We start from the raw sequence: 12,583 nt of genomic DNA, 5'->3' as shown, positions 1-12,583 counted from the left end.
CGCCGGCGCTCGCTTCCGCATCGATCGCTGCGATTCCCGACGGTCGGTCGCTCGTCTCGGTGGCCATCCGCGGTCTCGAGTGACCCGTCCACGATCGATCGCCGACTCCCGATTCGCCGGCGCCTTCGCCGCCCGTCGGAGCGGACCCGCGGGCGGCGTCTATCGGGACGAGGCCGGTAGCACAATATGGGTCCGGTCGCTACGGGTGCACAGATGCTGGAGCTGGAACACGGGTTTCGGGTGGTGGACGTCAACGCGCGGTTGACGCCCGAAGAGGGGCCGGGAATCCGGGATCGCGGTCACCCGATCTCGCCCGAACGCCTCGAGCGGGAGATGCACCAGGCCGGGATCGTTCGCGCGGTCGTCAGCCCGGACCCCCTCCGGGAGACGAGCCACTTGCAGGCGAACAACGGCGTGGCGAGGCTGAGCGTCGACCGGCCGTTCGTCGCCTTCGCGCGCATAAACGGCCCGCGGTCGCTGGCAACCGGCCGCGCGAGCCGCGTTCGCAACGCCGTCTCTCGACGACGGGAGTGGCACACGACGCCGGCCGACGTCGAGCAATACGCCTACGACGACCGGTTTCACGGGTTCACGCTGGATCCCGCGATCGACGGCCTCCCCGACGAGGACGTGCTCGTCGCGCTCGAGGACGTCGACCTCCCGGTCATCGTCAGCGGCGGAGTCGACGCGCCCCCGTCCGTTCTGGCGGAGACCGTTCTCGAGCGTTCGTTTCCGGTCGTCGTGGGCCACTTCGGCGGCCACCCGCTGAACCGCGACCACATGGACGAGATGATCGACCTGCTCGAACGCTTCGACGACTGTTACCTCGACACCAGCTTCGTCCGGTACCGGGAACAACTCGAGCGCGCGCTGCTGGAGCATCCGGATCGCGTGTTCTTCGGGAGCGGGGCGCCCGCGAGTCACCCGAACGTCGCGGTCATGGAGATCCTCACCCTCGACGTCTCGGAAGACAAACTCTGGCGGGCGTTCTCGAAGAACGCCTGCCGCGTCATCGATGCGTTGGCCCGCGATTCGACGTGACCCGCACGAACCCGCGGGGGCGAACGCCGGCTCGCCGACGAATCGCTCCGGTCGTGCGTCCGGGAAATTCGTCGGTCGTTTCCCCGACGCAGGGGACTAAGTACCGGTAGCTGGAACGCATTCCCATGCAAACGGTCGGTAGCGGCCTGGCCAAGATCGATCGCGAGGGTCGACGGGCTGACGTCTACCTGTCGCGGCCGGGGAAACGAAACGCGATGACCGTCGACCTCATGAAGGACCTGACCGAGGCCTTCCGTCGACTCGACGCCGACGACGACATCTGGGCGATCACGCTGCTCGGCGAGGGGCCGGTGTTCTCCGCGGGGATGGACCTGGAGATGATGCGTAAACGGGTCGAGTCGACGAGTTTCGACGACGAGGCGTTCCCGACGCTGCTGTCGTCGATCGAGCGAGCGCGCCAGCCGGTCGTCGCCGGCATCAAGGGGGCGGCGCCGGCCGGCGCGTTCGAACTGACGCTACCGTGTGACCTCCGCGTCATCGGGAGCGACGCGAAGTACGGTCTGCTCGAGACCAGCCTCGGGACCTTTCCCCACGGCGGCGGGACCCAACGACTTCCGCGGTTGATCGGGCTATCGAAGGCCAAAGAACTCGTCCTGACCGCGGACTACGTCGATCCGGAGGAGGCCCACCGTATCGGTCTCGTCCACGAGGTCTGCGATCCCGAGGCGGTCGACGACCGGACGCGAGCCCTCGCCGATCGGCTCTGCGAGAACGCCCCGCTCGGGCTCCGAAACGGAAAGCGGGCGTTGAACGCGGCGCTCGACACGCCGCTGGAACGCGGGCTAGAGTACGAGCGGACGCTCGGACTGGAACTCGACGATACCGCCGATTACCGGGAGGGATTCGAGGCGCGACTCGAGGACCGTGATCCGGAGTTCGGCGGCGAGTGATCGATTCCGTCCGACGAATCGTCGATAACCGGGCTCGATCCGCCCGAGGTACCGTCCGCCGGCTTCCGTACCGCGAGCGTCCGTCAGCGGCGGTCGTATACCTGCACCGCCCGATCGTGCCGGCTCGAGACCCCGTTCGGATTCTTCCGACTCGACCGGTCTCGGTACCGGGCGACGACGCCATCTTTCAATCCGCCCAGCGAGTTGACGGCGACGTCGACGCCGTTGGCGAACCAGCTCGTCGGGGTCGTCCGGCCGCTGAGCAGCCCACGGGCGTCGCCGAGGCCGTCCGATAGGGCGCTGCCCGCGCTCCGGGCGAGCACGCTCGGGCGGGGGCCGTAGTTCTTCGCGAGTCGATAATTCAGCGATCGATACCGCCCGCCCCACTCGGGGTCGGCGCTCCCGCCGTCGGTGCCGACCTCGGATCGAACGGCCATGGCGCCGCTCCAGGTCACGTCGAAATCGAGTGCGGCGACCCGATGGGCGCAGTCGTCGGTGCTACCGGTCTCGAGGTACTCGTCGAACCCGTCGAGCGCCTCGATGACGTTCCGGTCGAACGCGACGTTGTCGCCCGCGAAGGTGGTGACCGATCGCCCGGCGATCCGCCGCGGTTCGGTCTCGGCGTCGCCCGACGGATGGTGTTTGACCGGGCCCGTCACGACGTCGGCGTCGGCCTCGACGGCGGCCTCGACCGCGTCGTACCAGGTGGGTTCGACCGCGTACTCGTCGCCGAGGAAGGCGATCGTCTCGCCCGTGGCGACCTCGATACCGGCGTTCCGGGAGACGCTCCGGTAGCGGTCGGAGATCTCGACCAGCACGTCAACCTCCGCTCGCTCCCGGACGGCGCCCGTCGTTCCGTCCGAGGACGGACCGTTGACCACGATCGTCTCCGTTTCGGACGGGAGTTGCTCGGCCAGCGCGTCGAGACAAGGCAGGAGTCGCTCCCGGTCGTTGAGCGTCGAGACCACCACCGAGAGCTTCATGTGCCGGAGTGTCGGCACGGAGCCGTATAAATTCGCCGTCCTTCCGTCACACTGCGTGTTCGTTGACACGACCCGCGGAGCGTCACTCGACCTGAGCGTTCCAGTACGAGACGGACGCGAGGTGATCGACCGCCGGGAGGCCGCCGACGGCCCGATCGACGCTGCGAAGCGGCGCCGCCAACGGGTTCGGCGTGATCCGATAGAGGCCGTACGGGAGCAGGAAGTCGTCTTCGACGTCGACGAGGGTCAGATCGGTCTTGGCGAGCAGAACCGACACCTCGCTCTTCGAGTACAACCGCGATCCCATCGGGAGCGCCCAGTTGTAGACGCTCCGCGTCGAGAACCGATTGAACGTATCGAAGACGATCCGTTCGCGGGCGACGCGTCGCATCTCCCGCAGGAACGACTCCGGATCGTCCGCCAGGTGGAAAAAGCGCATCGCGACGACGGTGTCGAAGTGATCGTCCGGAAACGGCAGCCGAGCGGCGTCGCCTCGAATGAACTCGAGGCGGTCTGAAACGCCGGCCCGACGGGCCTTCTCCCGGCCCCGCTGGAGCATGGCGGCCGAGATGTCGAGGCCGACGACGTCCGCTCCCTGCTCGGCGAGCATCACGGTGAATCGTCCGGTACCGCAGGCGATTTCCAGAACGCGTCGGTCGTCGACCGGCGATATGGCGTCGAGGACGGCCGCTTTCTCCCGGCGATCGATCAATTGTCCACCGCGAGAGAACCGCTTGTCGTCGTACTCGGCGGCGACGTCGTCGGCCTGATACCACTCCTGTCCCTTCACGCTACCCGATTGTACTTTCCCCCGGGGATAAAACAATACTGGACTCGAACGGCGTCCGCTCGTTCGAAACCGCCCTCGATAGGCGATCGACCGGAAGATGTCGTTGGTACCGTCGGTCCGGCCGAACGATATACGCAGGGATAGTCGAACGATGTCTCCGGGGACGGTCGAACGCTGTCTTCGGGGACGGTCGAACGATGCCCGCAGGGACGGTCGAACGACGATCGCGAGCCCCGACCCTCAATTTCCGACGACGCTGTCGGGCCGAATTCGAATGACGACGCGAGGGCCCCGCTCCTCGCCGTGGTGGGGATACTCCTCGACGTCCATGTACCGCCGCGCGAGCTCGTCGATGTGCTCGACGGCGCGGTCTTCGGTCACTTCGTGAACTTCGCCTCGGATGGACAGGTATCGGTACGGATCGGACGGATCGGTGATCGACAGGCCAACCCGGGGGTCCGCGCGGACGTTCCGCTCTTTCTGTCGACCGCGCGCCGTATTGACCAGTACGAACCCGTCCTCGTCCGCGTCGATCCACACCGGCGTGACCTGGGGCGTTCCGTCGGGCATCAGCGTCGCGAAGTGGGCGATCGTCTCGCGCTCGAAGAGGTCCCGGTATTCGTCGGGGATGGATTCCATGCGCCCTCTCTGCTCGCGATACGGTTATCCGCTCTGGTACGTCGCGACACGGTTATCCGCTCTGGTACGTCGCGACACGGTTATCCGCTCTGGTACGTCGCGACACGGTTATCCACGCCGGACACGTCGCGATACGGTTATCCGCTCCGGTACGACGGGAGTGCGGAACCGACCGTCTCGTCCGTCGATCGTTCGATCACCGCACGGCCGTGACCGAGTGAGATAATATGCCATTATATTCCTTCTATTAACTGGATTGTTTGTACGCCCATATAGGGAAGCTTTACCACCTTCGTCCGCCCCGTGGCATGCATGAGCACGAGTACCACCGACGAACCGTCCGCGCTCCCCGAGGAACCCCTCTCGGAAGCCGAGTACCGCGACCGCCTGCGCGACTTACCGCCCAGCGCGAAGCTGGTCGCCAAGGTGCTCGAATCCGACTCCCCGCTCTCGCAGGGACAGCTGGCCGAGGAGTCGCTCCTGCCCGACCGGACGGTCCGGTACGCGTTGAACCGCCTCCAGGAGGTCGACCTCGTCGGTTCGCGCTACAGCTTCCGCGACGCGCGCAAGCAGGTGTACTTCCTCAATCACTGATCGCGAGACGACACGCACTTTTTCCATCGGCGGATTGATCCGACATGGACGTCGTCAGACGCGCGCTGTCGACGGAGACGAGCGCTCCCCACGGCACCACGAACGCGTACGTCGTCGGTCGAGATCCGGCGCTGCTCGTCGACCCCGCCGCGCGAACGGACCAGCTAGACGAACTCGTTAGGGCCAGGGGCGTCGAACACATCCTCGTTACCCACACTCACCCCGACCACGTCGGCGCCGTGGCCGCCTACCGCGACGAGCTGGACGCGACGTGCTGGGCGCTTCGGAGCCACACCGACCGGTTCGAAGCGGCGACCGGGTTCGAACCGGACGACGCGTTCGGCGACGGCGATCGGCTCGAACTCGGGACCGGACGGGTACGGATCCTGGCGCTCCCCGGTCACGCCCCCGACCACCTCGGGGTGGACGTCGGCGGCGGTCCGGTCTGCTGTGGCGACTGTGCGGTTCGGGAGGGGAGCGTCGTCGTCGGCGGTCCGAACGCCGACATGCGCGCGTACCTGAACGCGCTCCGTCGCCTTCGCTCGCTGGACCCGCCGACTCTGCTGCCCGGCCACGGGCCGCCGATCGAGCGGCCGGCCGCGGTTCTCGACCGACTTATCGAACACCGTGAGCGTCGCGAACGCCGCGTCTACGAGGCGGTCGCGAGCGGCGCCCGCGCCCCGGACGAGATCGTCGATCGCGCCTACGAGAAGGATCTCTCGGGCGTCGAGGATCTCGCCCGGGCGACGGTGATCGCCCACCTCCGGAAGCTGGCCGCGGACGACCGGATCGAGTGGGACGGCGAGCGCGCTCGTCCGCGGTGACCGTCCGGATCGGTACGCTCCAGTTCGGGCCGAGAGCGGCGGGCTTTTCACCGCGGAGGCGTAGGACGATTCGTGAAGTCCCTCGAGGCGGAACTCGAACGCGCACGCGCGCTCGATCCGACCGATCTCGCCGACGCGATCGAGTCGATCGGATTCGAGTGCACGCGCTGCGGTGCGTGCTGTCGGGCCGATCCGGGATGCGGTGGCGGGGACGACGCGATCGAGTCGACCGAGCGACCGGATCGTGAGGATCACACCGCGACTGTCTTTCCGGACGAGGTTCGACGCCTCCGCGATGCGAGCGGGTCGGACGATTGGCGGGACGTCGCCCGACCGATGCCGTACGGACTGGCGTCGGACGAGGACGAAACTGTCGAGGGAGAGACGTTCGAGTGGGCCCTCCAGACGGACGCGTGCGGCGACTGCGTCTTCTACGAGGAGCGCGCCGGTACCGGCGCCTGCACGGTCCACCCCGACCGTCCGCTCATCTGTCGAACCTATCCGTTCAGCGTCGCCCTCGACGGGACGAGTCAACCCATGGGCGACGCGGTGGACGAAGCTGGGGTCGTCCGGGCTCACGAGTGTGAGGGATTGGGACGGGAGATTTCGCGGCTCAACGCCGAGTCGCTGGCCGAAACGCTGAAAGAACGGGCCGTCCGCGAACTCGCGGAGGCGATCGCGGTCAGAGACGCGTACGAGCCGGTCGAGCGTTCGCCCGGCGAGATCGTCGTCCACGACTCCGAGGGCGCGAAGCGACCCGACGGCACCGCCCGGGGGTCGGGCGCCGACCGGTCCGGTGACGGCGAGTGAGCCGCGACGTGGGCGGTTGATCAGTCTCGGACCGGTCCGGTGACGGCGAGTGAGCCTCGACGAGAGCGGACCGTCGGTCTCGGATCGGTGCGAGGAGCGATCCGAGACGCGGGCGGTACGTCGGTGTCGGTCCCGTTCCGATGTGGGATCGCCGATCCGAACGGCCCGTCCGGTACCTGTTATCCGGCCGCGGGACGTCTTCGACGTCCGTCGGGCGACCGGATCCGTCGACCGAACCCGATCTCAGAAGGTCTCTTCGATGATCTCGCCGACCGCGAAGTTCGACTTGACCTCGCTGACTTCGATCTTTACCCGTTCGCCGACTTCGGCGCCCGGGACGATGATCACGTAGCCGCGTTCGACGCGGGCGATGCCGTCACCCTGTTTGCCGATGTCTTCGATCTCGACGTACCGGGTTTCGCCGACCTCGACCGGCGGCTGGGGCTCCGACGGCCGCGTGCTCCGGCCCGCGGAGTCGTTCGAGGACTCCGTCTCCTCGCGTGCGATGAGTGCGACCCGATAGATGTTTCCGGGGTCGATGTCGCCGGTCTCGACTTCGCGTCGGGGCACCTCGATGACGTACCGGTCCTCCTCTTCGGTGACGTTCGTGCTGAACAGACACAGCAATTTCTCAGATATTTCCACAGTCAGACCCTCAATTCCCTGCATGCGGCCGAACCATAATAGAACTACCGACACGATCCGGATCTCCACCCGTTTTCGCGACGAGATCGCGGTCGGGTCTTCACCTCCGTCGATCCGTGAGACGTCGCGAGTTCGAGGGCGGGTCGGCGTCTCGCCGGGTCCCGGTCATCGGGACGGTTTCGAGGGCGGGTCGGCGGCTCGCCGTGCCGTCGCGATCGCGGCGAGGTCGAGGTCAGCCGACGGCTCCACGTCGACTTCGGCGACCGACTCGTAGGGTCGGTCGACGACGATGTCCCCCGCGCGGGACGTCCCGATGCCTGGCACCGCCGTGAGCTCGTCGATCGAGGCCTCGTTCACGTCGAGCGGGTACGGGACGCCGGTGACCGACCGGTATCCGTGGTCGACGACGGCGACGTCGATCGTCCGGCCGAGTTCGCGCTCGCCGGGCACCGCCACGAGCAGCGCGTAGGTGCCGAGCTGGCGGCCGAAGGTTTTGCCGTCCTGGTGGTACTCGAGGTGAACGTTCGGGAGCACGGTCACCGGCGGCGCGACCCGCTCGAGCATCGGATTGTCGATTTCTTCGCGGACCTCCCGCTTGTACCGTTTGAACAGCTTCTTGTGGTCGCGAGCGATCTCGGCCCCCGTGTCCGACATCTCGGTGCCGGCGAAGGCCATCACCTGTCGGATGTTGATCCGCCGGAGCATCAGCCCCTCGTCGTAGACGCGCTCGAGGAACGCCTTGTTGTGCTCGAAAGTCTCGCGGCGCTCGCCGTTCAGTCCGTGGACGAGGTTGATCCCGGGCAGTAGCTTCGGAAGCCGGTTCGCGGCCGATCGACCGAACGTCGGGGCGTCCTCGCGGTCCTCGCCGGGTCGCCAGCCGCCCTCCTCGTTGACGATTCGGACGGCCTCGAGACACTCCTCGGTGGAGACGGCGAGGCTGTTCGCTTCCTGGACGACCGGATCGGCCGATTCGAGGCCGAACGCGGCGGTGTCTCCGGCCGTGTTGTGCGCAGCGATGATTCGAATCCCCTCACGCGCCGCCTCCGGCCACTTCGCGATCGTGACCGGATTCATGTTGTCGAGGTGGAGCGTCTCCAGGTCGGGTGCGACCTCGCGGATGCCGCCGTACAGCTCCCGGAGGGCGTCCGGATTGGGCGCCTCGCCGTCGCCGCCGTAGGCGAGGATGTCGGCTTGGCGGCCGAGTCGAAAGTGAGCCACGCCGCGGTCGGCGAGCGCGTCGACCTCGTCGACGACGCTCTCGGGCGGCCGGAAGGACGGGTTGCCGTACAGCGGCTCGGTGCAGAACGAACAGCGGTAGGCACACCCCCGCGAGGTCTCGAGTTCGCAGATCAGGTACTCGGGGTGGTTCGGATGCTGTTCGACGACGAACGCGCCCCTCCGGGCCCACCGGGTCACTTCGGGGACGTCTCGCATTCGGTCGCCGAACCCCTCGAGGCCGCTCTCGACGAGATCGAAGGCGGCCGCCTCGACGTCGCCCTTCGCCACGAAGTCGAAGTCCAGGTCCTGACGCTCGGTCTCGATCGCCCCGGCGTTCTCGTCCCCGACGCCGAACTTGACCGGACCGCCCATCAGCGACGTCCCGCTCGCCGTCCAGGCGAGCTTTCGTACTTCGTCGGGCTCCGCGGGCGTCCCGCCGACGTACTTTCCCGGGACGGTCATCCCTCCGAGGTAGATCAGGAGGTCGGCCTCGTCGACGTCCCGCCACCGACCGGGTTCCTCGCGCAGCGCGTCGATCGTGTGGTAGGTGATCCGCTCCGGCGGGACACCCGCGTCGACCAGGGCGCCGGCCGTGTACCGCGGGTACGTCGAGAGGTACGGCGGAACCCCGAAGTGGGCGGGCTCGTCGACGTAGCCGTCGACGAGGGTCACCGATAGCGATTCGGGGTCTCTCATGCTCGCTCGTAGCCGCCCGACGCTGAAAACCCTGACTGACCGATCCCGTCGAACTCCCGCACCGATCGCGCCCGCGATCGTCGTTCGGTACGCCCTTCCGGTGCCCCAGCGTTCAAGGCGCCCGGTCGCTTCCTCATGCCCATGCCACCGACCGAAGAGCTCGAATGCACCGACGACGACTGCTACCTGGACATGTTCGAAAACCATTACACGTACGACGTGCCGGAAGATCACGGCGTCGAGGACCTCACCTGTCCGGTCTGTGGGGGGACCGACTGTCTCGAGCCGATCGAGCTCTGAGGAACCCGGGCGTCGAGGCACAAGGGCCCTCGGTGCGGCCCGCGCGGTGACCGACCTGCCGTTCGCGCGGTCCGTGCGGTGACCGATTGGCCGCCCCGTGCGGCCCTTGCGGTCATCGACCAGCCGTTCACGCCGTCCGATGTGAGGCTAACCGATCTCTTCGCACGAACCGACCGTGGGCTGGCGGGCGGCTACGTGCTTCGGGGGGAGTTGCGGACTACCCGTACCGGGATCCCGTCGTTCGTTCCCCATAGATCGCTTGAGAACTTTCGGGAGATGGTCGTCTCGGCGTGCGTGCGGGCCGAATAGGTTCGGCCGTCGGACCTCCGTCCGACGATTATTTTTACCGGTCAAAAGAGATATGAACGACCTCGTCGTATCCTGTTTTAGAATGGCGTACGTACTTTCTCGACCGCGCCCCGTGGCCTCCCCTCCGGCCCGGAATCGAGGTGCCGCCCCGTGAGCTTCCGCGGCGTCCGCGACGCGGTCGGCCGGCGTCTCTTCAGAGGTCTCGGGCGGACGAACGGACACATCCAGAAGACAAAGCCGGTGCCCGCGGACGTCCTCGAGAACGGTTCGGCGTATCTGGTGATCTTCGACACGCCGGGAACGGAACCGGACGACCTCGAGATCAGGTACCTGAACGGACGCGTCAAAATTCGCATCGATCGCTTTCGCGCGTACTACGATGGATTCGAGATGCGGTTTCCCGGACGGAGCACGGAGCTCGACGGGGCGGTGGAGCTCCCGGCCGACGCCATCGTCGACCCGGAGGCGGCGACGGCGCGGCTCAGCGAGGTCGGCACCGTCAAGATCGAAATTCCGAAGGAGTCGTCGGCGCCGATCGACGAATCGAACGGCGACGAACCCGAATCGGAAGCGGAAGAGATCCCGATCGACGACTAGTCCGCCGACCGCTCCGCCGACGCATATCGATTCGATGCCGTTCCGCAGTTGAACGTCCGACTCCGGTCGGACCGTCGCTTGTCCGTTTCTCCGATCCGTACTCGTCCGGACCGACGATCACCCGTCCGGATCGATCGTCATCCCCGCCTCGATCTCGAACGGTTCGTCGCCGTCGAACCTCGTCGGATCGAACGCCGCGATCCCGTCGCCCCCGACGACCTGTTCGGCCAGCCGGTCGCCGATCGCGGGCGCTCGCATGAAGCCGTGACCCTGGAACCCTGTCGCGACGAAGACGCCGTCGGCCACCTCCCCGACGAGCGGGTCTCGGTCGGGCGTCGCGGTGCACAACCCGGCCCACTCGCGATCGACGGTCGGCGAGAGCGAGGGGAACCGGTGGACGACGGCCTCCCGAAGGTCCGCCGCGAATCCGTCGTTCGCGGCGCGCTTCCAGTCGTCCGGGTCGGCTTCGACCCGTTCGGTCCCGTCGCCGGCGAGGAGCCCGTCGGGGTGCGGTCGGACGTAGCAGTCGGCGGTCGCGTCGAAGCACATCGGCTCGTCGTACGCGGCGTCGGCGACGAGGGCTTGCACGCGGTAGGGTTTCATCGCGATATCGATCCCCGCGTCGGCCAGCAGCGCCTTCGTGTGCGCGCCGGCGGTGACGACGACGGCGTCGACCTCGCGACGCTCCCCGCCGTCGCGTTCGACGATCATCGGCGGATCGACGCGCACGTCGACGGGCGTCTCCGGGCGGAGCGTCGCGCCCGCTCCGTTCGCCGCCGCGGCGAGGCAGGCCGCGTACCGCGCGGGTTCGGTGTAGCCGGCCGCGCCCGCGATGCCCGCGGCGGCGACGTCGTCGGTCCGCAGGGTGGGAAAGCGGTCGGCCAGCGCGTTCGGCTCCATCTCGGCGGCGACGACGCCGATTCGCTGCATCTCGACGACGTCCTCGCGGATCCGTTCCGCGCGGCGGTCGTCGCCCTCCCGGGCGAGCCAGACGTACGGGCATTCGACGAACGGGAACGTGTCGTCGCCCGAGAACCGCCTGAGTCGCTCGATCGCTTCCCGGCCGATCTCGGCGTCCAGCTCGCCGGCGAACGCGTCGTAGCAGACGCCCGCCGCCCGCCCGGTCGAGCCGCTGGCCACCGATCCCCGGTCGTACAGCGTCACCTCGGCGCCGCGGCGCGCGAGGTCGTAGGCGGTGGTCGCGCCGATCGCGCCCGCGCCGATCACCGCCACATTCAGTCCCGCGCCCGCGTCAACGAACGCGTCCGCACCGACGGCCAGCTCCGGTTCCCCATCCACCGTCGGCTCGTCGCCCGTCATCGGTGCGCTCGCGGCCAGCAGTCGGCCACCGGGCGCGCCGCCAGCCACTCGACGAGCGCGTCGAGCTCCTCGCGGCCCCGTTCGAACAGACGCTCGCCCTTCGCCGGATCGGCCTGGGTCGGCTTCCCGACCGCGCCGCTGTCGGTGAAGTCGATCGTGTCGAACCCGACGCTGGCTCCGTGAACCGATCGGCCCCAGGCGTCGCTCCCGCGCGTTTCGGCGTCGGCGAGCGCGTCCGGGTCGACCAGCTCCTCGTGGAGGTACCAGACGAGACTCGACTCGGCCGCGTCGGCGTGGCCGCCGACCTCCTCGAACAGTTCCTCGGCCAGGTCGTCGACCGCGTCCCACCAGTTCCAGGTCGGCGCGAACGCCGTCCGGGCGTCCCGCAAATCCCGCGCGGCCCGCCGGAGCGCCCCGGCGTTGCCGCCGTGACCGTTCACGACGACGGCTTTCCGCACGCCGTGTTCGGCGAGGCTCCCGATCGTCTCGCGGACGTAGGCCTCGAACGTCTCCGGCGAGACGGTGAGACTCCCGTCGAACTGCATGTGGTGCGGACTGACGCCGACGGGGATCGTCGGCAGGACGACCGTATCCTCGCGATCGGCGGTCGATCGAGCGAACGCCTCGGCCGCGAAGTGGTCCATCCCGAGCGGGAGCGCCGGTCCGTGTTGTTCGGTGCTCCCGGTCGGCACCACCGCTACCTCGGTCGTCTCGAGCGCGTCAGCGGCCGTCTCGGTCGTCAGGTTGGCGAGCTGCGTCATGGCTGGCACTGTGGCCGGGATCTACTTACGTGTAGGTGGTCCGCGATTGGAAGGCGAGCCGGCGACAGTTGACCCAGAAAGCCGTCTAGGCCCGGCGACAGTTGACCCAGAAAGCCGTCTAGGCCCGGCGACAGTTGACCCAGAA

Annotated in this window: 14 protein-coding genes; 7 read left to right on the top strand and 7 right to left on the bottom strand. The window is 67.9% G+C overall.

What is annotated here, in order from left to right; translation table 11 throughout:
• The first annotated feature begins 213 nt into the window (after nucleotides 1-213).
• A complete protein-coding gene (locus QZT59_RS00840) occupies nucleotides 214-1,041 on the top strand; it encodes an amidohydrolase family protein (protein ID WP_290810095.1) in 828 nt (275 codons plus the stop codon).
• A gap of 125 nt (nucleotides 1,042-1,166) precedes the next feature.
• Nucleotides 1,167-1,952, top strand: a complete 786-nt coding sequence (locus QZT59_RS00835) for an enoyl-CoA hydratase/isomerase family protein (RefSeq protein WP_290810093.1) — start codon at nucleotides 1,167-1,169, stop codon at nucleotides 1,950-1,952.
• 83 nt (nucleotides 1,953-2,035) lie between these two features.
• Here the strand turns inward: QZT59_RS00835 and QZT59_RS00830 are convergent, their stop codons facing one another.
• From QZT59_RS00830 to QZT59_RS00820, 3 genes are all read right to left on the bottom strand, one after another.
• Entirely contained in the window at nucleotides 2,036-2,935 is a 900-nt protein-coding gene (locus QZT59_RS00830) for a glycosyltransferase family 2 protein (RefSeq protein ID WP_290810091.1), read from the bottom strand.
• An 82-nt stretch (nucleotides 2,936-3,017) separates the two neighbouring features.
• Nucleotides 3,018-3,725, bottom strand: a complete 708-nt coding sequence (locus QZT59_RS00825) for a class I SAM-dependent methyltransferase (protein WP_290810089.1) — start codon at nucleotides 3,723-3,725, stop codon at nucleotides 3,018-3,020.
• 240 nt (nucleotides 3,726-3,965) lie between these two features.
• A complete protein-coding gene (locus tag QZT59_RS00820) occupies nucleotides 3,966-4,364 on the bottom strand; it encodes a PPOX class F420-dependent oxidoreductase (RefSeq protein WP_290810088.1) in 399 nt (132 codons plus the stop codon).
• A gap of 312 nt (nucleotides 4,365-4,676) precedes the next feature.
• Between QZT59_RS00820 and QZT59_RS00815 the strand changes: the two genes are divergently transcribed.
• The 3 genes from QZT59_RS00815 to QZT59_RS00805 all read left to right on the top strand — a co-directional run bounded on the left by QZT59_RS00815 (nucleotide 4,677) and on the right by QZT59_RS00805 (nucleotide 6,592).
• Entirely contained in the window at nucleotides 4,677-4,958 is a 282-nt protein-coding gene (locus QZT59_RS00815; protein ID WP_290810086.1) for a helix-turn-helix domain-containing protein, read from the top strand.
• 44 nt (nucleotides 4,959-5,002) lie between these two features.
• Nucleotides 5,003-5,782: an MBL fold metallo-hydrolase gene (locus tag QZT59_RS00810; RefSeq protein ID WP_290810084.1), complete on the top strand. Its 780-nt coding sequence runs from the start codon at nucleotides 5,003-5,005 to the stop codon at nucleotides 5,780-5,782.
• A 72-nt stretch (nucleotides 5,783-5,854) separates the two neighbouring features.
• The gene (locus QZT59_RS00805; protein ID WP_290810082.1) at nucleotides 5,855-6,592 is read left to right on the top strand and encodes a YkgJ family cysteine cluster protein; all 738 of its coding nucleotides are present in this window, start codon (nucleotides 5,855-5,857) and stop codon (nucleotides 6,590-6,592) included.
• Between the two features lie 243 nt (nucleotides 6,593-6,835).
• Here QZT59_RS00805 and QZT59_RS00800 read toward each other — a convergent pair whose 3' ends face one another.
• A complete protein-coding gene (locus tag QZT59_RS00800) occupies nucleotides 6,836-7,237 on the bottom strand; it encodes a TRAM domain-containing protein (RefSeq protein WP_290810152.1) in 402 nt (133 codons plus the stop codon).
• 165 nt (nucleotides 7,238-7,402) lie between these two features.
• Entirely contained in the window at nucleotides 7,403-9,151 is a 1,749-nt protein-coding gene (locus QZT59_RS00795) for a radical SAM protein (protein WP_290810080.1), read from the bottom strand.
• A 141-nt stretch (nucleotides 9,152-9,292) separates the two neighbouring features.
• On the opposite strand from QZT59_RS00795, the gene QZT59_RS00790 reads away from it, so the two are divergent.
• Both QZT59_RS00790 and QZT59_RS00785 read left to right on the top strand, forming a co-directional pair.
• Nucleotides 9,293-9,451 (top strand): hypothetical protein, encoded by a 159-nt coding sequence (locus QZT59_RS00790; protein ID WP_290810078.1) that lies wholly within the window; start codon nucleotides 9,293-9,295, stop codon nucleotides 9,449-9,451.
• Between the two features lie 459 nt (nucleotides 9,452-9,910).
• On the top strand, nucleotides 9,911-10,357 hold the full coding sequence (locus QZT59_RS00785) for an Hsp20/alpha crystallin family protein (protein WP_290810076.1): 447 nt from the start codon (nucleotides 9,911-9,913) through the stop codon (nucleotides 10,355-10,357).
• A gap of 117 nt (nucleotides 10,358-10,474) precedes the next feature.
• On the opposite strand, the gene QZT59_RS00780 is transcribed toward QZT59_RS00785, so the two are convergent.
• Together QZT59_RS00780 and QZT59_RS00775 are read right to left on the bottom strand one after the other, a co-directional pair.
• The gene (locus tag QZT59_RS00780; RefSeq protein WP_290810074.1) at nucleotides 10,475-11,677 is read right to left on the bottom strand and encodes an FAD-binding oxidoreductase; all 1,203 of its coding nucleotides are present in this window, start codon (nucleotides 11,675-11,677) and stop codon (nucleotides 10,475-10,477) included.
• Nucleotides 11,674-12,438, bottom strand: coding sequence for a creatininase family protein (locus QZT59_RS00775; protein ID WP_290810072.1), 765 nt, complete (start codon nucleotides 12,436-12,438; stop codon nucleotides 11,674-11,676). Before QZT59_RS00775 ends, QZT59_RS00780 begins: the two co-directional genes overlap by 4 nt.
• Nucleotides 12,439-12,583 lie beyond the last annotated feature (145 nt).

Source organism: Halovivax sp. (assembly GCA_007119345.1).
GTDB lineage: Archaea > Halobacteriota > Halobacteria > Halobacteriales > Natrialbaceae > Halovivax.
The sequence above is the reverse complement of the archived record's forward strand: the minus strand, read 5'-3'. Positions and strand labels throughout refer to the sequence as shown.